Annotated in this window: 18 protein-coding genes; 7 read left to right on the forward strand and 11 right to left on the reverse strand. The window is 65.5% G+C overall.

Annotation, left to right across the window (positions count from 1 at the left end; all coding sequences use genetic code 11):
* Window positions 1-25: 25 nt before the first annotated feature.
* The gene (locus tag FHS47_RS18905; RefSeq protein ID WP_167031920.1) at window positions 26-1,243 is read right to left on the reverse strand and encodes a DUF3103 family protein; all 1,218 of its coding nucleotides are present in this window, start codon (window positions 1,241-1,243) and stop codon (window positions 26-28) included.
* A 298-nt stretch (window positions 1,244-1,541) separates the two neighbouring features.
* On the opposite strand from FHS47_RS18905, the gene gcvH reads away from it, so the two are divergent.
* The 3 genes from gcvH to FHS47_RS18920 all read left to right on the forward strand — a co-directional run bounded on the left by gcvH (window position 1,542) and on the right by FHS47_RS18920 (window position 4,244).
* Window positions 1,542-1,937 (forward strand): glycine cleavage system protein GcvH, encoded by a 396-nt coding sequence (gene gcvH / locus FHS47_RS18910; protein WP_167031923.1) that lies wholly within the window; start codon window positions 1,542-1,544, stop codon window positions 1,935-1,937.
* Window positions 1,938-2,369: 432 nt separating this feature from the next.
* Window positions 2,370-2,966, forward strand: a complete 597-nt coding sequence (gene metJ / locus FHS47_RS19970) for a met regulon transcriptional regulator MetJ (RefSeq protein WP_167031926.1) — start codon at window positions 2,370-2,372, stop codon at window positions 2,964-2,966.
* Between the two features lie 255 nt (window positions 2,967-3,221).
* Window positions 3,222-4,244, forward strand: a complete 1,023-nt coding sequence (locus FHS47_RS18920) for an energy transducer TonB (RefSeq protein WP_167031929.1) — start codon at window positions 3,222-3,224, stop codon at window positions 4,242-4,244.
* Between the two features lie 815 nt (window positions 4,245-5,059).
* On the opposite strand, the gene FHS47_RS18925 is transcribed toward FHS47_RS18920, so the two are convergent.
* A complete protein-coding gene (locus FHS47_RS18925; protein ID WP_167031932.1) occupies window positions 5,060-6,403 on the reverse strand; it encodes a serine hydrolase domain-containing protein in 1,344 nt (447 codons plus the stop codon).
* A gap of 181 nt (window positions 6,404-6,584) precedes the next feature.
* Between FHS47_RS18925 and FHS47_RS18930 the strand changes: the two genes are divergently transcribed.
* A complete protein-coding gene (locus FHS47_RS18930) occupies window positions 6,585-7,886 on the forward strand; it encodes a translocase (protein WP_167031935.1) in 1,302 nt (433 codons plus the stop codon).
* Here FHS47_RS18930 and FHS47_RS18935 read toward each other — a convergent pair.
* The 3 genes from FHS47_RS18935 to mtgA form a co-directional block, all read right to left on the reverse strand.
* On the reverse strand, window positions 7,871-8,299 hold the full coding sequence (locus FHS47_RS18935) for a CBS domain-containing protein (protein ID WP_167031938.1): 429 nt from the start codon (window positions 8,297-8,299) through the stop codon (window positions 7,871-7,873). The genes FHS47_RS18930 and FHS47_RS18935 overlap by 16 nt on opposite strands.
* A 120-nt stretch (window positions 8,300-8,419) precedes the next feature.
* Window positions 8,420-9,391 carry a glycosyltransferase family 2 protein gene (locus tag FHS47_RS18940; protein WP_167031941.1) on the reverse strand — a complete coding sequence of 324 codons (972 nt, stop codon included), beginning with the start codon at window positions 9,389-9,391 and terminating at the stop codon, window positions 8,420-8,422.
* A 10-nt stretch (window positions 9,392-9,401) separates the two neighbouring features.
* The gene (gene mtgA, locus FHS47_RS18945) at window positions 9,402-10,142 is read right to left on the reverse strand and encodes a monofunctional biosynthetic peptidoglycan transglycosylase (protein WP_167031944.1); all 741 of its coding nucleotides are present in this window, start codon (window positions 10,140-10,142) and stop codon (window positions 9,402-9,404) included.
* A gap of 106 nt (window positions 10,143-10,248) precedes the next feature.
* Between mtgA and FHS47_RS18950 the strand changes: the two genes are divergently transcribed.
* Complete coding sequence (locus tag FHS47_RS18950; protein WP_208382144.1) at window positions 10,249-11,169, forward strand: Hsp33 family molecular chaperone HslO; 921 nt, start codon at window positions 10,249-10,251, stop codon at window positions 11,167-11,169.
* Between the two features lie 121 nt (window positions 11,170-11,290).
* Here the strand turns inward: FHS47_RS18950 and FHS47_RS18955 are convergent, their stop codons facing one another.
* The gene (locus FHS47_RS18955; protein WP_208382145.1) at window positions 11,291-14,155 is read right to left on the reverse strand and encodes an EAL domain-containing protein; all 2,865 of its coding nucleotides are present in this window, start codon (window positions 14,153-14,155) and stop codon (window positions 11,291-11,293) included.
* A 292-nt stretch (window positions 14,156-14,447) separates the two neighbouring features.
* Between FHS47_RS18955 and FHS47_RS18960 the strand changes: the two genes are divergently transcribed.
* Window positions 14,448-15,392 carry a hypothetical protein gene (locus FHS47_RS18960; protein WP_167031954.1) on the forward strand — a complete coding sequence of 315 codons (945 nt, stop codon included), beginning with the start codon at window positions 14,448-14,450 and terminating at the stop codon, window positions 15,390-15,392.
* A 108-nt stretch (window positions 15,393-15,500) separates the two neighbouring features.
* On the opposite strand, the gene FHS47_RS18965 is transcribed toward FHS47_RS18960, so the two are convergent.
* The 5 genes from FHS47_RS18965 to FHS47_RS18985 form a co-directional block, all read right to left on the reverse strand.
* Complete coding sequence (locus FHS47_RS18965; protein ID WP_167031956.1) at window positions 15,501-16,409, reverse strand: DUF4097 family beta strand repeat-containing protein; 909 nt, start codon at window positions 16,407-16,409, stop codon at window positions 15,501-15,503.
* Between the two features lie 23 nt (window positions 16,410-16,432).
* Window positions 16,433-16,849, reverse strand: coding sequence for a hypothetical protein (locus FHS47_RS18970; protein ID WP_167031959.1), 417 nt, complete (start codon window positions 16,847-16,849; stop codon window positions 16,433-16,435).
* Window positions 16,846-17,400, reverse strand: coding sequence for a sigma-70 family RNA polymerase sigma factor (locus FHS47_RS18975; RefSeq protein ID WP_167032371.1), 555 nt, complete (start codon window positions 17,398-17,400; stop codon window positions 16,846-16,848). The genes FHS47_RS18970 and FHS47_RS18975 overlap by 4 nt, the downstream gene beginning before the upstream one ends.
* Before the next feature lie 256 nt (window positions 17,401-17,656).
* Window positions 17,657-19,447, reverse strand: a complete 1,791-nt coding sequence (locus tag FHS47_RS18980; protein WP_167031962.1) for a phosphoenolpyruvate carboxykinase (GTP) — start codon at window positions 19,445-19,447, stop codon at window positions 17,657-17,659.
* A 97-nt stretch (window positions 19,448-19,544) separates the two neighbouring features.
* A complete protein-coding gene (locus tag FHS47_RS18985) occupies window positions 19,545-20,135 on the reverse strand; it encodes a TetR/AcrR family transcriptional regulator (RefSeq protein ID WP_167032374.1) in 591 nt (196 codons plus the stop codon).
* A 140-nt stretch (window positions 20,136-20,275) separates the two neighbouring features.
* Here FHS47_RS18985 and FHS47_RS18990 point away from each other — a divergent pair, with 140 nt between their 5' ends.
* Window positions 20,276-21,178, forward strand: coding sequence for an alpha/beta hydrolase (locus tag FHS47_RS18990; protein WP_167031965.1), 903 nt, complete (start codon window positions 20,276-20,278; stop codon window positions 21,176-21,178).
* Window positions 21,179-21,182 lie beyond the last annotated feature (4 nt).

Consider the following 21,182-nt stretch of genomic DNA (forward strand, 5'->3'; position numbering starts at 1 on the left):
CGCTAGCCGCCCTTTCGCGTTTCGATCAGAGGCTGTTCTTGCCCGGCTTTTCGGTCTCCGTGGACTTGTCCGCGTAGGCCTTCAGCCCCGGACCAACGATCACTCTCGGTGTCAGGCCGATCTTTGCCCATCCGCGTGCGCCGACTCTCGGATTGTCCCGGGTGTAGTGACTGCCACGCTCCAGCATATAGAAGGAGTCGATGTAGTCCGCCGAGTTCTCGAACCATTTGCCCGGCATCACATCGATGATCGTGTTGGCGATTTTGGCCAGGCCAGCGGAAATGAGCGCATAGGGCGCCCCCGGGGAGACCACGAGCGATACGTCACCGACAGCGGAGATGACGGCTTTGGTCAACTCCTTATAGTTAAAGTCGCCGTCGTCTTCGAAGAGCTGCACGTTCACATAATTGGCGCCGAAATTCCGCCAGGTGATGAAATCCTGACCCGGCTTGTACCACCGCTTGTCGTGGTCCAGCCATGGCATGTCCACATTGACGATTTCCGGTTTGCCATCGGGATTCACCCCCGAGACGATGGCGAAAACTTCGGCGTCGCCGGCCGTGTCGGGTTCCCGGTCATCGGTCAGGTAGATGTCGGTGAGTACGGAAACATCTTCCTGGGATGCGGCCGAGCTACGTATCCGCGATGTCGCTCGTGGCGCTTCGGATTGCAAGCCCCCCTGGCGCAGCGACTCGTTCATGATCCGCATGCCCGCGCTCAGGGCTGCCGCATTGGTCGATTCGACGACGAGCATCGGCACGTCGGGTGCTGCGTCGACCGGATAGCGGCGCTCTGTGCCGCGCTCGTCGTAGGCGACCAGTTCCTTCTGACGGGTGACGGGGTTCTTTACGATCGTCGCGGTCCAGACGCCACGGGTGTTCGCAAGCGGCTGACCGCCCGTGCCGGATACGTGTAGATCGAGCAGGCCTAGAACCGCCCCGTCCAGGCCGCGATAGCGAATGGCCTGCCTGTCCAGGTCGCGGAGCTCTTCCTTCGCAGCTTCCCCGCGGGTGACGTCCTTGGGCTCGTAATCGCGCAGTACATCGGCAAGCGCCGCCTGATTCTTGTGCAGCTGGCCCTGCAAGGCATGGTTGAAGGCAGCGTCGTTGACGAGTGTCGCAAGATGACGGGCGGCCTCCTGGCGGGCTTCGCCGACGCTGGCGACCTCGGCCGCCATCAGCGGCGAGGAGAGAGACAGCGCCATGGCGGTGGCGATCAGGGTGGTCTTGAGAATCCGTTTCATGGGGAAGCTCCGTGGTGGATGCTGCGATGGGTTCGTAGGGAATGGATCGCCGCAGATGGGGGAGGCGATCGGGATGCGGCGTCAGAACCGGGCCGCGGCTACAAGGTAGACCCGTGCGCCCACGGCGTTCTGTCGGTGCGTTCGCCGCTGGCTGTGAGGAAACATCCTCCAGGCCGGTAAGCCCCGGGCCGGACATGCGCTAGGAGCATGCCGGGTACGGCTTTCTCGCGAGCCACTTACCGGTACAATCGAGTGTCCCATTCCCGCACCCGTACCGAGACGAACGAGGCCCTATCCCATGAGCGAAATCCCAGGCGATCTGAAGTTTGCGAAGTCCCACGAGTGGGTTCGCGTCGAAAACGACGGCAGCGTGACCGTCGGCATCTCCGACCATGCGCAGGAGTCGCTCGGCGACCTGGTATACGTCGAGCTCCCGGAAGTAGGCAGCTCGGTCGAGGCTGGCGCAGGCACGGCCGTGGTCGAGTCGGTGAAGGCAGCCTCCGATATCTATGCGCCTGTGTCGGGCGAAGTCATCGCGGTGAACACGGCTCTCAGCGACAAGCCGGAAACGATCAACGAAGATGCCTACGGCGAGGGTTGGATCTTCAAACTGAAGATCAGCGATAAGTCGCAACTCGACGATCTGCTCACGCCGGACGAGTACGCCGAGGTCGCCGAAAGCGACGATCATTGATCCCCTTCGGCAACCCCGAATCGATGCCGGTCGTCCTCGACCGGCATTTTTTTTGTCCCGGAGGGGGTGCCGGGGAAATTTTTTTTTGCCCCCGATTTGCACTTCGTTCATCCCCGGAACGGCGCCGGTTCGGAGTTGTTCTGGCGTCGCCCATATTAGAAACAGACCGCTGCCGAGAACCCGCGTCGTTTCTCACGACGAACGAAATATGCCTTTATTTATGATGTTTGCTGAACCGAATAGGCGTGAGCGTGTGTTTAGTCTTTTGCGTTCCGACAACACGAAAGCGATCCGCTAAGCGACCGAACGAGCCTTCCGAGGGCACTCGATGTCGCTGCTATCCCGCCGCAAGGTCTTCAATTTAGTGCCAAAATTTATTGACAGCGGAAATGTTCAGGAATAGCTTTTGCGTCAATCGACGGGGAACCCGGAATGGAAACAGGAAAATTCATCAGACCGTATGTGGAGCATGGTTCGAAAGCGGGGTCGGTTCGCAAGATCACAGTCTCGATTCCGCTGCATGTGCTCCGCCTGCTTTCCGATGAACGTACTCGCCGCCAGGTGAACAATTTGAGGCACGCTACGAACAGCGACCTGCTGGTCGAAGCGTTCCTCCACGCTTTTACTGGGCAACCACTGCCAACTGATGAGGAGCTGAGACGAACCATGGCCACTGCCAAGAAATCCACTGCCAAGAAATCGGCCGCCAAGAAGGCGACCAAGAAGTCGACCGTGAAGAAGACCGCCGCCCGCAAGTCGCCGGCGAAGAAGGCCTCGACCCGCAAGGTCGCGACCCGTAAGGCTGCTACCCGCAAGTCGCCGGCGAAGAAGGCCGCTGCGAAGAAGGGCGCTCGCAAGACGTCCACCCGTAAGGTCGCCGCCAAGAAGGCGGTGAAGAAGGCCGTACGTAAGGCCACCGCCAAGAAGGCCACGCGCAAGGCTTCGCCGCGCAAGGCTGCTTCGAAGAAGGTCGCCGCCGCCAAGGTGGTCCGCGCGACCAAGACCGCCAAGGCCGCGAAGGCCAAGTAAGCGTCATCTCCAATAAGAAAGTACGTTAGCGAATTAGCTCCCCGCGGTGCCCAGCGCGGGGAGTCACTTCGAAGACTTGACCCCGGCCTCGCCGGGGTCGTTCGTTTTCAGGCCCCGAAAAGCTCCTAGTCGGGCGAACTGGATTCACGCGGCCATTACGGTTACCTTGTCGCCACATCGCGCTGCGGAGGACGGGGGGTCTTCCGCGTCAAGCCATAGAGGGGCGCGCGTCAGCGGAGTCCGTTCCGAATCGCCATGGATACCCGTCATCGCCTTTCCTCGCGCCGCCATGTACGCGGTGCCGTCAATCCCGTCACGCTTGCGGTCGTCGTCATCGTCGTGGCTCTCGCCATCGCAGCGTGGTTCCTGATCATCAAACCGTACCGCGACGCATCGGCCGGTCTGTCTCCCGGACCCACCGCGTCGCAGAAGACGGCGGCGGCGCGCGAAGCCCCACCCGCCAACGTGGATGCGCTCAGCGTCGATCAGCTGCTGGCCGAAGCCCGCACCGCCATGAACGAGCAAAGGCTCGTCGCCCCGGCGGGTAACAACGCTTTCGAGTTCTATATGAAAGTGCTGCAAAAGCAGCCGGGCAATCCGGTGGCTGCCGATGCGTTGCGCGAGACCTTTTCCTACGGCGCCGCCGCCACCGAACAGACGATCAACCAGCGGGATTTCGCCGAAGCGCAGCGCGAGATCGACCTGCTCGCCAAGGCGGACCCCGAGAACTACACGCTGACGATCCTGCGTTCCAAGCTCGATGCCCAGCGCAAGACGCTCGACCGCGAACAGCAGCAGGCGCTGGATGCTCAGAAGGCTCAGCAGCTTGCTCAGCAGAACGCAGCGGCGGCAGCAAAGCAGCAGGCCGAACAGGCCGCGGAAGCACAGCGTCTGGCGGCGGCACGCGAACAGGCGGCCCGTACCGCCCAGCAGCAGACCTCCGCACCCGCCAGTCGCCCCGCCGCCACCCCGGCGCCGCGCCCGGCGGCACCCGAGGCCGACGCGATCAGCGACGCGGTACTCGTGCGCCAGGTCACTCCGCGCTACCCGACCGCAGCGATGCGCGCGAACCAGGAGGGCTGGGTCGACGTCGAACTGACCGTGGGCACCGACGGTACCGTGGGCAACGTCACGGTGGTGGACTCGCAGCCCAAGCACGTTTTCGATCGCTCGGCGATCGACGCAGTCAGCCGTTGGGAATACAAGCCGGCCACACGCAACGGCGAACCGATGGCGGTAACACTCCGGCGACGGTTGCAGTTCAACCTCGGCCGGTAAGACGAAAAAGCCCTCGCGACAAGCGGGGGCTTTTTTTTGGTTCTTCACGGATTACCGGGGACAACAGATGGTTCGGTCGATGCCTGTAGTTTCCGCGGGCTCGTCCCGGCGTCCATTGACCTGGTATCGCCAAAGCGCTATGCACCGTAGCGTTTCGCATGGGCCCTTGGTGCCCACCCTCGCTGCTCAGACAGGTCCTCCGCGTTCGTAGCGGAAGGCCGCTGCCGCGGCCCATGTACTTATCGGCCTGCGGCCGCTCACTTGTGCGGAACTCGCCTCGAGGGTGGACACCAAGGACCCTCCCGAGCGGCGCGGGCGCGTGATGGGAGAGCGGAGGGCGTTCGAGGCGGTGGCCTGCAAGCGCTGCTTCAGGCGAAAGATGCCCGACAAGGGGCAGCCCGGCGTCACGACGTGCTTGACCGGGGCCCGCGGGGCGAGGCGATGCATTGCTGTTCCGCGAATAGCGGCTGCCGTCTTCTGCCGTGCCGGCTCTCCGGACACGCTACCTCATGTATTGGGAGAGTCTTCGGTGTCCACCCTCGAGGCGAGTTCCGCACAAGTGAGCGGCCGCAGGCCAGATAGGTAAACGGGCCGCGCCAGCGGCCCCACCTTCACGAACGCGGAGGACCTGTCTGAGCAGCGAGGGTGGACACCGAAGGCTCTGGCCCTACCGTCCGAGCAACGGCGGCGCCAGCCGCTGGCTACATGCATTCGCCTTGGCGAATGAACCGATGCATGCGGCATGCGTCCCCGGACTTCCGCGAAGAACCTTTTTTTCCTTGACCTGAGGCAGGGCCGGTTGACGCCAAAAGGAATCAAGGCTTCTTCTTTGCCGTCTTCTTTTTCGCCGCGCTCTTCTTCGGAGAAGTCGTCGCCTTGGCGTTGGCTTTCGCAGGGGTGGCCTTCGCGGCCTTGGCGACCGGAGCGTCGCGTACCGGGCCGTCGACGCCTGCCCAATCGACATGCGGCAAACCCAGCAGACTGTCGAACACCATGGGCATGAGCCCGCCCGGAACCGGGCCGGCGGCGTTCCACATCGTGATGACGCCCGCGTGGTACTTCGGGAAGAAGCCGATCATCGTGCGATAGCCCGACACTGCACCTGCGTGGTACACGAGATCTTCGTTGGCGTATTTGAAGACGCGCCAGCCCAGCGCGTAATGAGCGTCGGTGACACGGGCGCGTCGCCAGGGTTGCGAGCGCTCCTCCGAAGGCGTGGCTACCTCCGGTGCATGCAGCACGTCGAGCAACGGTGTGGGCAGGACGTCGGGCCGTGCGCCCATCTGGGCCATCAACCACTGTTCCATGTCGCGCAGGCTGGCGTTCACGCCGGCGGCGGGAGCCACCCGGTAGTAGCTGTCGTTGGGTTCGTAAGGTGTCCAGTGGTGTGGCGTGCCGCGATGCGGACGGGCCCAGCTCTTGCTGGACTCCAGGGCGTCGCGGCCGTAACTCGCGGTAGTCATGCCCAGCGGCGAGAAGATGCGCCGCTCCACCTGGCGAAAGAAATAGTCGCCGGTCTGGGCGAAGATCACGTCGCCGATCATGCTGAAGGCCACGTTCTGGTAGCCGTAACATTCGCCCACCTTGCAGGAGAGGTCGACCTCGTCGAGCTTGCGCACGAGTTCCTCGTAGGGCGCGTCGGCTTCCAGCATCGCGTCGTAGGTGTTGCGCGGCAGGCCCAGGCGCTGTCCCAGGATGTCGCGCACGGTAGCCTGCTGGGCCGCCTGCATGTCCTTGAGCTTGAAATAGGGAATCGTGTCGATCAGCTTGGTATCCCAGCTGAGGAACCCCGCGCGCACCAGCACGGCGGTGACGCCCGTCGCGAAGGCCTTCGAGAGGGAGGCCAGGCGGAACACGGTCTCCGGGGTGGCCGGTTCCTTCGTCTTCGCGTTGGCATAGCCCATGGCCCGCTCGTAGACGACCTTGTCGTCGACGATGACGGCAGTGACGACGGCGGGCGCCACGTCGCGCGCTTCCAGGGCATCCAGCCACCGTTTGTAATTCTCCACTGTTTCCTTGACCCTCTCCGGCGGCAGCTTCGCCGCGGCGGGATCCACGTGGACGACCGGTGGTTTCTGCGGAGTCGCGGCGAACGCGATGGACGTAGAGGCGGCGCAGGCAAGCGCGCAGGCGAGCAGGGACGCGGAACGAAACGACATGCTTTTCTCGCGGATCGAGGCACGTGCGGTGCCACGGAATGGGGAACACCGGATACCCCCGGCTCCTGGCATTGTCTTTTACTTCCCGCTCCGCGACAACGGATAGCCTCTTGACGACCCTGAACGGGCCACGTGGGCATGGTAGGCTTCGGGCGCCGCTTCCACCGGACCATGGGCCATCGTGAACCAGAGACCGAATGCCGCCCGCGGCGAGGCCAAGTCCCTCGCGCTATCGGTCATCTCCTTTTTCCTGATACTGACCTCCTACTACATCCTGCGCCCAGTGCGCGACCAACTGGTGGGCGCGGCGGGATCGTCGTCGTTGCCCATGTTCTACGCCATCGTCTTCGTGGTGATGCTGGCCCTGACGCCGGTCTTCGGCTGGCTGGTGTCGCGTTTTCCGCGTCGGCGGGTGCTCCTGGGCAGCTACCTTTTCTTCGTCGCGTGTCTGGTGGCCTTCGTGCCGGCCTTCGTGGCGCAGGACCGCATCGGGGCCGAGGCGTTGGGCCGCGTGTTCTTCGTCTGGCTGAGCGTCTTCAACCTTTTCGTGGTGTCGTTGTTCTGGAGCTTCATGGCGGACGTGTACCGGAGCCGGCAGGCACGCCTCGTGTTCCCGTTCATCGCCTTCGGCGGCATGGCCGGTGCGTTGGCCGGTCCGTTGCTTACCCGTCTCCTCGTCATGCGCCTGAATGTGCCCGCGATGCTCGTGGTGTCGGCGGTCGCACTCCTGGCGGCTCTCGGTGCACTGCTTGCCCTCTCCACGCGAAACGGAGAGGACGATGCCGGCGACGACACGCCGCTCGGAGGCTCGTTCATCGAGGGGGCGAAGGCCGCCGTGTCGCAGCCGTTCCTTCGCTACATGGCCCTGCTCATGTTGCTCAGCGACGGCATCGCCACCATGGCCTATGCCCTGATGGCCGACTACACGAAGGCCCACTTCACGGACAATGCCGTCCGCACCGCGTTTTACGCCGAGCTGGATCTGTGGATCAACGGCCTTGGCGCGCTCCTTCAACTCACCCTCACGCCGCTGCTCATGCGCGGCCTCGGCACGGCGTGGGCACTGGTGCTGCCGTCGATCGTGAACTTCGGATTGCTCGCCTGGCTGGCCATGCACGGGGCAGGCAATGCGCTCCTGTTCGGTTTCGCGGTGCCCTTGATCGCCATCGTGCAGGTGGGAACGCGCGGCCTGACGTACGGGATGGCCAAACCCGCGGCAGACGCGCTCTACACGCGCGTGCCGCCCGAACTGCGCTACAAGGGCAAGAACTTCATCGAGACCACGGTATGGCGCCTCGGCGACCTGTTGGTCACCGGCGGTCTTCAGGGGCTGCACGCCATCGGCATCGGTATCGCGGGCATCGGCGTCGTTTGCGCCGGGCTTGCCGCCGTGGCGACGGAAGTGGCCAGACGTGCCGCTACCTCGCCCGATCTCGAGCCGGAATCGAGCGAGGCCACGAAGGCGGATCAGCCGACGATGTAGCTTTCCAGCTGGTTGATGGTTTCCCGCTGCTCGGAGATCGTCGCCTTCACCAGGTCGCCGATCGACACCATGCCCACGACACGGCCGCCCTCCAGCACCGGCAGGTGGCGCAACCGGTTATCGGTGCACAGCCGCATGCAGTCGTCCACGGAGGCATCGGGGCCGACGGTGACCACGCCGGGTGTCATGATTTCCGCAATCGGCGTCTCTCGCGACGAGCGATCCTTGAGAACGACCTTGCGCGCGTAATCGCGCTCGGAAACGATGCCCACCAGCTCGTCCCCGCGGATGACCGCCAGGGCGCCGATGTTCTTGTCGGCCATCTGCTGGAGGGCTTCGTACACCGAGGCATCGGGTGCCACCGCGTAAACGGCGTTTCCCTTGGCTGCAAGAAGATGCTTGACCTGCTGCATGCTCGACTCCCGGGTTGGGCGCGGCCGCCGCCGCGGTTCCCGCAGTTTACTCCCGGCCCGCCTTGCCGGAGTCACGGCAAGATGAAGGGCTGGCGCGCAGTGCGCCGCCATGGGCCTATTTTATCGCTGGGGTGGGGGCGGTCCGCGATCCGCCGAAGGCCATAGGCCGCCACGGCGCGATTCGATGTAGTAGAGCGGGCGGCGTTTGGCTTCCGCGTAGGTCCGCCCGATGTATTCGCCTATCACGCCCAGCGCGAGAAGCTGCGCTCCGCCGAGGAAGAGGATCACCACCATCAGCGTGGGATAGCCCCGCACAGGGTCGCCCCACAGCAGCACCTTGAGCATCACCCAGAGCCCGTACACGAAGGCGAAGCCGGCGGCGGACACGCCCAGCCAGGTGGCCATCCGCAGCGGCGCCGTGGAGAACGAGGTGATGCCCTCGATCGCCAGATTGGTCAGGCGCCAGTAGTTCCACTTGGTGTTGCCTGCGTGGCGGGCGTCGCGATGGTAGGTGACCGACGTCTGCGGATAGCCGATCCAGGCGAACAGCCCCTTCATGAAGCGCTGCCGCTCGCGCAGCCCCCGCATGGCCTCCACGGCGCGGCGCGAAAGCAGGCGGAAGTCGCCTGTGTCGCGGGGAAGAGGGGTGTCGGACAGCTTTTCCATGACCCGGTAGAACGCGGCGGACGTGATTTTTTTCGTGCGCGTCTCGCCGTCTCGTTCTCCGCGCGTGGCGTACACCACGTCGTATCCGTCCAGCCACCGCGCGATCAGTTCGGGAATGAGCTCGGGAGGGTCCTGGAGGTCGGCGTCGATGACCACGACGGCATCGGCGTCGGCAGCATCCAGGCCCGCCGTCATGGCCGCCTCTTTGCCGAAATTGCGCGAGAGTCGCAGCGCCTCGACACGCGGGTCTTCTTCGGCCAGCGCCACGATCATGGGCCAGGTGTCGTCGCTGCTGCCGTCGTCCACGTAGATGACGCGGCACGCGGCATCGATCCCGTCGAGCACGCCAGCCAGCCGGGCGTGGAAAGTCCCGATGACCTGGGCTTCGTTGTAAGCGGGAACGACGACGGCGAGGGAAAACGACATGGGATTCTCCTCAGCGGACGCGCCCGGACACGGGCGCCGGTCGCGTGAGGTAAGCCGGCCCGCCGAGCTGCGCCGCCTGCCGGGCGATCCACTCCGCGCGGCGCTGCACGTAGGCACTGGGTGCGTCGGCGTGGAAGCGACGGGGATTGGGCAGCACCGCGGCAAGCCTTGCCGCCTGGGCGATACCGAGCCGGTCGGGCGTGGTGTGGAAGAACGCATCGCTGGCCGCGCCCACACCGTAAACGCCGTCGCCGAGTTCCACGACGTTCATGTACACCTCGAGGATGCGTTGCTTCGGCCAGAAGGTTTCGATGAGCACGGTGAACCAGGCTTCCAGCCCCTTGCGCACGAAGCTGCGTCCGTTCCACAGGAACAGGTTCTTGGCCACCTGCTGGCTGATGGTGCTGGCCCCACGCAGGCGCTTGCCTTCGTCGGCGGCATCGATGGCGTCCTGGATCGCATCCACGTCGAACCCGTGGTGGTAGGGGAATTTCTGGTCCTCGCCGGCCACCATGGCAATGCCTACTTGTGGCGAGATACGGTCCCACGGCACCCAGCGGTGGCGGAATCGGAAATCCTCCTCACCGTGCACGAGCGCCTCCACCCTGCGTTCCATCATCATGGCGCTGGTCCAGGGGGGCACGAAGCGCAGCACGATGACGGCCAGACAGGAGAGCGCCACCCACGCGAGCAGCAGCAGGGCCAGCAGGCGGAGAATCCGGCGTATCGGCGAACGAGGCGTGGGACTCATGGCGGCGCTGTGACGAAGGATGGCGCAGTATAAGGGGCAAGTCCGCCGCAGGCTTGTCGGTGCCCGCGAGCGTCCCCATCTTCCGTCGGATCACCAGGAGACCGCCGTGACCGATTCCATCGTCGAAAACCTTGCCTCGGAAGACGTGCTGCACCGCTTCATGCTCGAGAAGGCGGGCGTGCGTGGCGTGCTGGTGCGACTGGGCGCCAGCTGGCACGAGATCGCCTCGCGCGCGGACTATCCCAGCGCGCTGCGCGATACCCTCGGTCAGGCCGTGGCCGCCAGCGCCCTGCTGACGGGAAATATCAAGTTCGAGGGCGCGCTGTCGCTGGAATTCAAGAGCCAGGGCGCGTTGCGCCTGCTGTTCACCGAATGCACGGACAAGGGCCGCGTTCGCGGTCTGGCACGGTATGACGCCCAGGCACTGCCGTCGCAGGTCGAACTGGCCAGCCTGCCCGACGCCATGCTGGCCATCACCATCGGTCACGCGGACCGCGGCCGGTATCAGGGCGTAGTCCAGCTCGACGACACCGGTACGATCGGCGAGGCGCTCGAAAACTACTTCGAACGCTCCGAGCAGTTGCCGGCCCGCATTCTGCTGGCGGCAGACGGAAAGCACGCGGTCGGGCTCATGCTCCAGCCGGTGCCGGGCGAAGGCGGTTATGCGGCGGCGGAACAGGACGACGACGCCTGGGCCCGGGTCGGTCACCTCACCGCCACGCTGAGTGCCACCGAAATGCTGGCCACGCGTCCGGAAGAGCTTCTCTATCGCCTCTACCACGAAGAGACCGTGCGGCTGTACGAACCGAAGCCGCTGGCCTTCGGTTGCACCTGCTCGCAGGAGCGCGTGGAGGGCATGCTGCGCGCGCTGGGCCGCGACGAGGTGGAGGCCACGCTTCATGACAGGCAGGGCGAGATCGAAGTGATCTGCGAGTTCTGCGCCACGCGCTACATCTTCGATCGCGTGGACGCGGAGCGGCTGCTCACGCAGGTGGAAACGCCGCCGTCGCCCTCCACCCTGCAGTAGGCGCTCGCCCTGCGCGTTTATGCCCGCGTCGGGTACGACAGTTTTTCGCCTCGGTTTTCAAGCTGGCGCGCCAGCTCCGGGTCAAGGCCTCAAAACATGTCGCGCGCAGGGCGCGCTCCTACTACGCGTCCAGCGACAGCGGCGAGCCGAGCCACTTGCTGGCCGGCGCTGGCTGCGCAAACAGGAAGCCCTGGCCGAATCGGCAGCCGATGCGGCGCAGGACGCGCATCTGCGATTCGGTTTCGATGCCCTCGGCGATCACGTGCATGCGCAGCGAATCGGCCAGCGCCTGAATGGCACGCACCACAGCCGTGCTGTGGGCTTCGTTGTCTTCGGACGGAAGTTCGGTCACGAAGGAACGGTCGATCTTCAGTGTTTCAATCGGGTACTGGTGCAGGTAGCTGAGCGAGGAGTAGCCCGTGCCGAAGTCGTCCAGCGCAATGCCCACGCCGTGATCGCGCAGGTTTTCCAGGATGCGTTTGACCTGGGCGGGGTTCTCCAGCAGCGCGCGCTCGGTGACTTCCACGCGGATGGAGCGGGCCGGCACCTTGTGCTCCGCCAACAGGTCGAGCAGGCGTTGATCGAGGTCCGGGGAACGGAAATGGCTGCCCGACACGTTGATGCTGAGGAAACCCTCGTCGCCCACCAGCGCACGCGCCTGCCGCGCCACCTGTTCGAAGATCTGCCAGTCGATGGCTTCGGAGCAGCCCGTGTCTTCGGCCACGGCGAGGAAGTCTCCCGGGGGCAGCAGGCCGCGTTCGGGATGGCGCCAGCGCAACAGTGCCTCGTAACCGACGACGCGGCTGCTCTCCAGTTCCACGATGGGCTGGTAGAAGGGCACGAACTCGTTGCGGGTGAGCGCCCGGCGCAGGTCGCCTTCCAGTTCTAGGAGGGAAAGCGCTTCGCGGCGCAGGCGATCGTCGAAGATGGCGGCGCGGTGGCGCCCTTCGTCCTTCGCGCGGTACATGGCCGAATCGGCGTCGCGCAGTAGTTCTTCCGGCCGTGTGTAATCGGGAGAGGGCAGCGCGATACCGATGGATGCCGAAGTGAAGATTTCCTTCGCACCCAGGCGGAAGGGTGTCTGCAACTGGGCGATGATGCGCTCCGCGATGTGCGTGGCGGCCTGGGGGTCGACGATGCCCTCGACCAGGACCGCGAACTCGTCGCCGCCCAGACGGGCGACCACGTCGCGCGTCTTGAGGCAGGCGCGGATACGGCCGCCAACCTGGAAGAGCAGGTCGTCGCCCACGAGATGTCCCACGGAATCGTTGATCACCTTGAAACGGTCGAGATCGATGAAGAGCACGGCGAAGAGCTCGCCGGGATTCTCGCGGTAGTGGTTCAGCGCCTGCTCGAGACGCTGCAGCAGAAGGGTGCGATTCGGCAGGCCGGTGAGTGAGTCGTGCAGGGTTTCATACTTGAGCCGGCGCTCGACGCGCTCGCGCTCCGCGATCTGCTCGCGCAGGTCGCGATTGGCGAGCGCGAGTGCGCGCGTGCGCTCCGTGACGCGGCGCTCCAGGCTGGCGTATGCCTGCTTCAGGGATTCGGTCGTGTATTTGCGCTGCAGCGCGTTCGCGATGTGATAACTGACGAAGGTCAGCAGTTCCTGATCGCGGGCGCTGTAGGTGTGTTCAGGCGTGTAACTCTGCACCGCCAGCACGCCCATCGACTTCTCGTTCCAGATGAGCGGCACGCCCAGCCAGTGCAGCGAACGCGCGCCGCTGGTGGAAAGCACCTGGTCGCGGTTGAGGCGGTCGATCTCGTCGCGGTCGGCCAGCAGGGCTTTGCCATTGCGCAGCACGTACTCGGTGAGCCCGCGGCCGAGTTCGCGCGGCTCGCGCACGCCATCGAGTTCGTCCACCGAATAGGGGAAGGTGAGCTTGTTCTGGTCTTCCGACAATAAGGCGATATAGAAATTGCGCGCGTAGAGAAGACCGCCGATGACCCGGTGCACCGCTGCGTAGAAGTTCTCGATGCTGTCCGAGGTGTTGGCCAGTTCCGCGATGCGGAAGAGAGCCGCCTGCAGGCGCTCGCCGCGCTGACGCTGCAGAACCTGCTGGCGGAGCACGCGGTTGGCCTCGCGCAGCGCGGCCGTGCGCGTGGTGACCCGGCGTTCCAGTTCTTCATGGGCCTGGCGTCGTTCCAGCGCCGTCTGCACGTGCTGCGCGACATAGGTGAGAAGATCGCGGTCGTTCTCCGTGTAGCGCGTATCGTCGCGGTAGCTCTGCACCACGAGCGCACCCACGACGTCCTCGCCGCGCTTCATGGGCACGCCGAGCCAGTCGTCGCTGGGCGGGCCGATGTTCACCCGCGGACCCGGCAGGTTCTTTTCCAGATCGCTGCTGGCGCCCATCATGGAGCGGCCACTGAGCAGCACGTGCCACGTCAGTGTGTTCTCGATGGCCTCGATGGGACGGATGCCTTCCGGATCGGGAATGTCCTGGTCCTCGGTGTCCACGAAATACGGGAAACGGACGGTGCGGTTCTGTGCGTCGTACAGAACGATGAAGAAATTCTCGGCATACATGAGGCTGCCCACGATGCCGTGGAGCGCGCTCATCATGTCCTTCATGTTGTGCTCGGCGCCCGCCTGCTCGGCGATGGCGTAGAGCGCGCGCTGTAGACGCTCGGCGAGGGCGAGCCGCGAAATGGCCTCGTAGAGGTTCGCGGTCTCGGCGAGCTGGCGCAGGCGGGCGGACGAAAGGCGGCCGAGCCAGGACAGCATGTCGGCCCAGGCGGCCAGATCCGCTTCCGGTGCCACGATCTCCAGGCTGCGCTCGTTTTGCGGATCGACCGCCAGTTCAAGCAGCCCCGGGTGGGCGGGAATCGCTTCGGCGTCCGCACGCCAGTCCACCCGCGCCCCCGCAATGAGGCAGTGGACGAAGGCCTCGCATTCGGTGCGCACCGCTTCGGCATCCGCGGCACGGAGCAGCCGCTCCAGGGCGTCCTGCAACGGCTCGACGTCGCCGGAACCAGGCGCCTGCATAGTCGGGCTTTGGGATGGAGCGAAGATCATCGCCTGACGGGGTTCCGGTTGTGTTTCGTTCAGTCTATATGCGTTGTCGCAGCCGCGCGATGGGGCGGTCGTGGCTCTATCCCCCGACCCATGCCCCTAATCGGCGGACCGTCCCTTAATCGTGGTCAACGGCAGCCGATACGTTTCCTGAAGCGGGCTTCCAGGGGTGTTAGTAAAAAGTAAAATGGGATACACTCGATCCCGTCCCGGCCTGGCTGAAGCCGGGCCTCGGGGAATATCAGCCGCTGCCGACAGACTATCCATGCGCAGATCCTTACTCACCATGCTCCTGCTGATGCCGTTCGCCACGGCAGGACAGGCTGCGCCGGTGATTTCGGACGCGGCGCCGCCCCTTCTGGGCGCCAGCGCGGACAGCCAGCAGGACGCTTCCGGCCTCCTGCCGGGGCGGGACGAGCAGGGGCGCGGGCTCAGCCTTTCGGCCAGCGACCGGCCGGACCAGGCCCGACCGCTGGCGCTCAACCCCGTCGGGGCTGGTCCGTTCCTTTCCAGCGGCCTCCAGTATGACCTCGGCCCCCGCGTGCAGGCCCATGCCAACGTCAGTGGCCAGGGCTGGATCAATTCGTCCGAGTCGTGTGGCGCTTCGGCAGTGAAGACCGATCGTTGCAGCTCGCCCGGCGCGCCGCCCCGCATCGTCGGAAGCGAAGTCGGTGCCACCTACCGCGGCACGGGTTACAGCGTCGGTGTCGGTGTCGGTTCCAGCCGGCCGACCGGTACGGGCGCCGCATTGCCGCGTGTGCTGCCCGGCCTTGGCACGGCTTCCGGCCTTCCTTTCGGGGCGTTGTCGTCCAGTACCGAACTCAATGCGCACGGCCGCGTCGACCTCGGCGCACGCAGCGGCATCGATCTCGGCGCGAGCATCGGCCGCATCCGGCTCCTGCCGGGCAACCTCCTCGGCATCGGTTCCGTCGATCAGAAGGCGCTGAGCTTCGGTGTCGATCGCGGCCCGCTCTCCGGCTCGATCACGGGCCGCACCATGCAGCCCGAAGCCACCGCCGTGAACGGCCTGAACCCGGATCGCCGTTGGAGCGCCATCGATCTCGGTGTCACCTGGCGCCTGCCATGGCGGGGCGAACTCTCGGTGGGTGCGCAGAACGTATGGTCGTCGGGCAATGCGCCCAGCAGCCCGGCAGGCCCCGAGCCCGACCAGTCGCGCACGCCGTACGTGCAGTATCACCAGGATCTGTAGCCCCCGGTGTGGGAGCCGGCTATGCCGGCGATCCCGCGGCAGCGGGCAAGCTCGCTGTGAGTACCATCGCCGCTGAAGCGGCTCCCACAGAGAAGCGCCCGCGCGGCCTCAGCGGCCTGTGTTGCGCACGCGCACGTCGCCGCTGAACGACTCGACGTGGATGTTGCCGGCGCCGCCGCCGATCGTCGTCTTCAATTCCTTGCCCGGACCGTCTTCGCCTTTCGAGGGGCTGCCCCAGTCGCTGCGCAGATCGCCGCTGAAGGTGGAGGCTTCGAGATGGGCGGACGTGCCCGGGGGCAACTGGATCTGCACGTCGCCGCTCATCGAATCCACGTCGATCTTGCCGCCCTCGACCACGCTGCCGTTGATCTGCGTGTCGCCCGACACCGTGCTGAAGTTCGCCTCCTTCCAGGGGCCGCCGCCGATGGTCATGCGGCCGGACACCGTCTGCGCGTCGACCTTGTCGCTCACGCTGGGGGCCGTGATGTCACCGGAGACCGTCTGCAGGTCGACGCGGCCGGCGCGGCCCGCGAGGTCGATCGTGCCGCTGACCGTCTGCATGCTGACTTCGGGAGAGCGCAGGTTGGCGCGGATGCGTCCGCTGACGGATTCCACGTCGATCTTGCCGCCGTCGAGGCCGTCGATGCTGACCGGCGCGCTGACCACGTTGATGTCCACTGCCACAGACCGGGGCACCCGCACATTGAGGATGGTGGGCTGCATGCTGGAGTCGTTGCCCCAACTGAACCAACTTCCCTTCTTCTCATCGCCTTCGACACGGATGTCGACGTTGCGCTCGTCGCCTTCGATCTCCAGCGGCCGGGCGCCGTCGCCCAGGGTGCCGGACACCTGCACCTGGTTCTTGTCCCAGGCGGTGACGGTGACCTCGCCCTTGACGTTCTGGATGCTGACGCGGGCGTTGGGCCGGATGTCTTTCGAGAGGTTGATCGGCGTCGAGGCAAAGGCCTCGCCGATCGACAGCGCCAGCAGCAGGGGAGTGAAGTAGAGCGTTTTCATGGGGAATGTCCTGGCTGTTCGCGTTAGCTGGCTTGCTTGTCGAGATTACGCAGACGATTGCGCTGGCGCTCGGTGCGCAGCAACAGGCGTTGCAGTGCGGCCGAATCGGGGGAGTCCTGCATGGCCTGGGTGAGTTCCATGCGCGCGGCGTCGAGTTCCACCGCCGCGCCGGTGAGGCGCGGATCGGAAGGTTTCCATGGCGCCGTGCTGGCGACGGCGTGTGTGCCGGGCGGCGCGACCAGATGCAGGCCCAGTCCACCACCCAGTACCGCCACGCCAGCGATGGCTGCGGCCATCAACCAGGGCCGCGCACGATACTGGCGGCGAGGCGCCGCCCCGGCGTCGTCGAGCCGTGCCTCGATCCCCGCCCACAGGTCGCGGTGCGGGGTGACGGGACGATGAAGGGAGCGCATCTGGCGCAGGTAGTCGAGTTCGTTCATGGCTTGTCTCCCAGCGCGCGCCGGAGCAGGCCGCGCGCGCGATGCAACTGTGCTTTCGAGGAGCCCACCGCCATCGACAGTTCGACGGCGATTTCCTCGTGTTTCCATCCTTCCACGTCATGCAACACGAGGACGGCGCGGGCCCGCGGCGGTAACGCCGCGATGGCCTGTTCCAATTCCTCGCGCTCGAATGCGCGAACGGGATTGTCGGTGTCCATCATGTCCGGAAGGTGGTCGTCGGCCACAATGCTGACCGGGTCGGCGTTGCGGGCGCGTATGGACATGAGCGCCACGTTCACCGCGAGCCGGTACACCCAGGTGCCGAAGGCGCTTTCGAAGCGAAACCCCTCGAGCTTTTGCCAGGCGCGCACGAACGCTTCCTGGGTGAGATCTTCGGCACGGGCGTGGTCGAACGCCGCGAGGCGCAGCACGGCGCCGTAAACGCGGTCGGCATGCCGGCGATAGAGCGTTTCGAAGGCCTTGCGGTCACCGGCCACGGCCGCGCGCACGATGTCGTCGTCCGACGATGCGGCGGGCAGCTCAGGCTGCATGAAGGACGTGGCGGTGAGGCATAGGGCGTTCATCTTGCCAGCTTGGATGCCGGCGGGGGATAAACGGTTTAAGCAACGATTGCGCCCCCATCGCCGCTGAAGCGGCTCCCACACAAAGCTCGCAGGCCTGTGAAGAAACCTCTGTGCTTGGTGAGGACTCCTGTGGGAGCCGGCTATGCCGGCGGTCCCGCGGCAGCGGGCAAGCTTGCCGCGAGCACCCATCGCCGCTGAAGCGGCTCCCACAGTAGTTCGACGATCAGGCCACGCTGGCCTTTGGGCGGATCACGGCGGCATCCAGGGCCTTGCTGACCTTCAGGCGCTCGGCCTTCAGCCGCTCCGGCATGCGTGCCCCGAAGCCGTCCAGGTACAGGGCAATGGCGCTCAGTTCTTCCTGCCAGCCTTCCACGTCCACGCGCAGCAGCTCGTCGACGACACCCGGAGGGATATCCAGGCCGTCGAGGTTCAGTTCGTGCTTCGCGGGCAGGATGCCGATCGGCGTGTCGACGCCCTTGGCCGAACCTTCCACGCGCTGGATCATCCAGTCGAGAACGCGCAGGTTGTCGCCATAGCCCGGCCACATGAACTGACCGTCGCGGTCCTTGCGGAACCAGTTGACGTGGAAGATGCGGGGCAACCTGGCGCCCGGCTTGTCGAACGACAGCCAGTGGGCGAAGTAGTCGGCGAAGTTGTAGCCGCAGAACGGCTTCATCGCCATCGAGTCGCGGCGGAGCACGCCCACGGCACCCGTGGCGGCGGCCGTGGTTTCCGAGCCCATCGCAGCGCCGACGAGAACACCATGCGCCCAGTCCTTTGCCTCGAACACCAGCGGCACCAGCGACGGACGGCGGCCGCCGAAGACGATCGCGGAGATCGGCACGCCGGTGGGCGCTTCGGACTCCGGGGCCCAGCTGGGGCACTGCTTCGCACTTACCGTGAAGCGCGCGTTGGGATGTGCGGCCGGGCCGTTGGCGGGATCGTACGGGCGGCCCTGCCAGTCGGTGACCGGCTCGCCTTCGCCCAGGCCTTCCCACCATGCGGCGTTGTCGGCTGTCACGGCCACGTTGGTGAAGATTGCATCCTGGCCGAGCGTGGTGAGGGCCGAGGGATTGGTCTTGGCACTGGTCCCCGGCGCGACGCCGAAATAGCCGGCCTCCGGATTGATCGCCCACAGGCGGCCGTCTTCGCCCGGCGTCATCCAGCAGATGTCGTCGCCGACGGTCCAGACCTTCCATCCCGCCTTGCGATAGCCCTCGGTCGGAATGAGCATGGCGAGGTTGGTCTTGCCGCAAGCGGACGGGAAGGCGGCGGCGATGTAGTGCTTTTCGCCCTGCGGATTTTCGATGCCCACGATGAGCATATGTTCCGCGAGCCAGCCTTCGCGACGGGCCTGGTGGCTGGCGATGCGCAGCGCATGGCACTTCTTGCCCAGGAGGGCGTTGCCACCGTAGCCCGAGCCGATCGACTTGATCGACAGTTCCTCGGGGAAATGCATGATGAAGCGGCGCTCCGGGTTGAGGTCGCCCGTGGAATGCAGCCCCTTCACGAAGCTGCCGTCGCGTTCGATGCGAGCCAGGGCCGGCTGACCCATGCGAGTCATGATGCGCATGTTGGCCACCACATAGGGGCTGTCGGTGATCTCCACGCCGCACCGCGCGATCGGTGAGTCGATCGGGCCCATGCAGTAGGGGATGACATACATCGTGCGGCCGCGCATGGCGCCGGCGAACAGCGCGTCGATCTTCGCGTGGGCTTCCGCGGGCGCCATCCAGTGATTGTTGGGACCGGCGTCCTCTTCTTCCGGCGTGCACACGAAGGTGAGGTGTTCGACGCGCGCCACGTCGGAAGGATGCGAGCGATGCAGGTAGCTACGCGGATGCTTCTCGGCATTCAGCGGAAGAAGGTCCCCGCTGGCCAGCATCGTCGTGACGAGTTCGGCGTACTCCGCGTCGGAGCCGTCGCACCAGTGGATGGCCGCGGGTTCCGTGAGCCGAGCGACGTCGTCGACCCATCTATTCAATGCTTCCAGTGAACTGCCGTGCGAACGCATCCTTGGTGGTCTCCAGTTAAACGCAAGCGGAGACAGTAGTTTGCGAGTCCTGGTATTGGCAAGGTACGGCGCAGCAAAACGCCGGGGCCGTTCAGGATCAGTCGTTCGATTTCGCGGGCGTGAGCGTGGCGATCATGTGCTCGACGTAGGCATCGAACTCGTCGTGCGAAATCCGCGGGAGGCCGAGCGTGAAGTTCAGCTGCAGGAAACCCACGTACGCGGCATAAGTGAGCCGGGCCCGATGAAGGGCCACCACCGGTTCCAGTCCGGCTTCCGTGTACATGCGGGTAAGGAAGTCGATACGCCGCTGGGACACGCGCGACATCACCGGAATGACCTGCGGATGGTCGAGTGCCTTGAGGAGCGCGGCGTATACGCGATGGGGCTGCATCTCGTGGGCCACGCGGCGGAACAGTTCCGGCAGGCGCTTGCGCGGGTCCGGAATGCGTTCGATCTCCGCCAGCACTTCGCGTTCGCCGTATTCCTCCCAGCGTTCCAGTGCGGCCTGCAGCAGCGCCTCGCGGGTTCGGAAGTGCCAGTAAAAGCTGCCCTTGGTGACGCCGAGACGCCTGGCCAGGGCCTCGACCGCGACCGCGCCGACGCCTTGCTCGGCGATGAGAGCCAGGGCACCGTCTTCCCAATCTTCGGCGGAAAGGCGGACTCGTTCGTTCTTCGCACCATCGTTCATCGACGCATGGTAGCCGAGACGGCCGCGTTTGCAATCGGTCGCCGCTGGGCGATGTTGCATAAGACCTTGACTTGGCTGCCCTTACCTGACCGTACGCGGGCGTATTGACGCACCCTTTCGACCGTTACATACTCGGCCGTATGGTTGTCGACTCCATTCATGTTTCCAGCGCCCGTGCGAGCCTCGTCTCGTTCGACGGTCTCGCCATCGCTACCGAACGCTGGCGCGGCGAACGCTCGCCGTCGCTGGTATTCGCGCATGGCTTTGGCCAGACCCGCCATGCATGGCAGGGCGCCGCCCGGACACTGGCGGCGGATGGATTCGATGCCACCACGTTCGACGCGCGTGGCCACGGGGAAAGCGAGCGCATGCCGCGTGGCGATTACCACATGGAGCAGTTCGTCGGCGACCTCCTGGCCGTGGCGCGTGAAGCCGCCTCGGCCGACGGAAGCCCTCCGGTGCTCGTGGGCGCCTCCATGGGCGGGCTGCTTGGCCTGGTGGCCGCCGGCGAGGTGGCCGAAGACGCCGCACCGCCTTTTTCCGCATTGGTCCTGGTGGACATCACCCCTCGCTGGGAAACGGCGGGAGTGGAACGTATCCTCGGATTCATGCGCGCCCATCCGCGAGGCTTCGCAAGCTACGAAGAGGCCGCCTCGGCCATCGAGGCGTACCTCCCGCATCGCCGTGAGCGCAAGACGGAGTCTCAGCTGAAGCCGCTGCTTCGCCAGGATGGCGACGGGCGGCTCCGCTGGCATTGGGACCCGGCGTTGCTCGACAGCGTGGTGCAGGAAAGCGAGCGCTACCAGCCTCGCCTGTTCGAGGCGGCGGCCCGGGTGACGGTGCCGGTGCTGCTTCTCTCCGGCGCCCGTAGCGACGTGGTGTCCAGCCATACCGTCGAAGAATTCCTTCGCCTCGTGCCGCATGCGCGTCACGTGGTGCTGCCCGACGCCACGCACATGGTGGCCGGCGACGCGAACGACGCGTTCACGCGCGAAGTCGCGAGTTTCATGCATACCCTTAGCAATCCGACTGTGACGAGGTGATACC

The sequence above is a fragment of the Luteibacter sp. SG786 genome (genome assembly GCF_011759605.1).
GTDB lineage: Bacteria > Pseudomonadota > Gammaproteobacteria > Xanthomonadales > Rhodanobacteraceae > Luteibacter.

Bases quoted from the DNA above. Each gene is read 5' to 3' on its own strand.
- FHS47_RS18905 (WP_167031920.1), bottom strand. From the start codon at position 1,243: ATGAAACGGATTCTCAAGACCACCCTGATCGCCACCGCCATGGCGCTG.
- gcvH (WP_167031923.1), top strand. From the start codon at position 1,542: ATGAGCGAAATCCCAGGCGATCTGAAGTTTGCGAAGTCCCACGAGTGG.
- metJ (WP_167031926.1), top strand. From the start codon at position 2,370: ATGGAAACAGGAAAATTCATCAGACCGTATGTGGAGCATGGTTCGAAA.
- FHS47_RS18920 (WP_167031929.1), top strand. From the start codon at position 3,222: ATGGATACCCGTCATCGCCTTTCCTCGCGCCGCCATGTACGCGGTGCC.
- FHS47_RS18925 (WP_167031932.1), bottom strand. From the start codon at position 6,403: ATGTCGTTTCGTTCCGCGTCCCTGCTCGCCTGCGCGCTTGCCTGCGCC.
- FHS47_RS18935 (WP_167031938.1), bottom strand. From the start codon at position 8,299: ATGCAGCAGGTCAAGCATCTTCTTGCAGCCAAGGGAAACGCCGTTTAC.
- FHS47_RS18940 (WP_167031941.1), bottom strand. From the start codon at position 9,391: ATGTCGTTTTCCCTCGCCGTCGTCGTTCCCGCTTACAACGAAGCCCAG.
- mtgA (WP_167031944.1), bottom strand. From the start codon at position 10,142: ATGAGTCCCACGCCTCGTTCGCCGATACGCCGGATTCTCCGCCTGCTG.
- FHS47_RS18955 (WP_208382145.1), bottom strand. From the start codon at position 14,155: ATGCAGGCGCCTGGTTCCGGCGACGTCGAGCCGTTGCAGGACGCCCTG.
- FHS47_RS18960 (WP_167031954.1), top strand. From the start codon at position 14,448: ATGCGCAGATCCTTACTCACCATGCTCCTGCTGATGCCGTTCGCCACG.
- FHS47_RS18965 (WP_167031956.1), bottom strand. From the start codon at position 16,409: ATGAAAACGCTCTACTTCACTCCCCTGCTGCTGGCGCTGTCGATCGGC.
- FHS47_RS18970 (WP_167031959.1), bottom strand. From the start codon at position 16,849: ATGAACGAACTCGACTACCTGCGCCAGATGCGCTCCCTTCATCGTCCC.
- FHS47_RS18975 (WP_167032371.1), bottom strand. From the start codon at position 17,400: ATGCAGCCTGAGCTGCCCGCCGCATCGTCGGACGACGACATCGTGCGC.
- FHS47_RS18980 (WP_167031962.1), bottom strand. From the start codon at position 19,447: ATGCGTTCGCACGGCAGTTCACTGGAAGCATTGAATAGATGGGTCGAC.
- FHS47_RS18985 (WP_167032374.1), bottom strand. From the start codon at position 20,135: ATGAACGATGGTGCGAAGAACGAACGAGTCCGCCTTTCCGCCGAAGAT.
- FHS47_RS18990 (WP_167031965.1), top strand. From the start codon at position 20,276: ATGGTTGTCGACTCCATTCATGTTTCCAGCGCCCGTGCGAGCCTCGTC.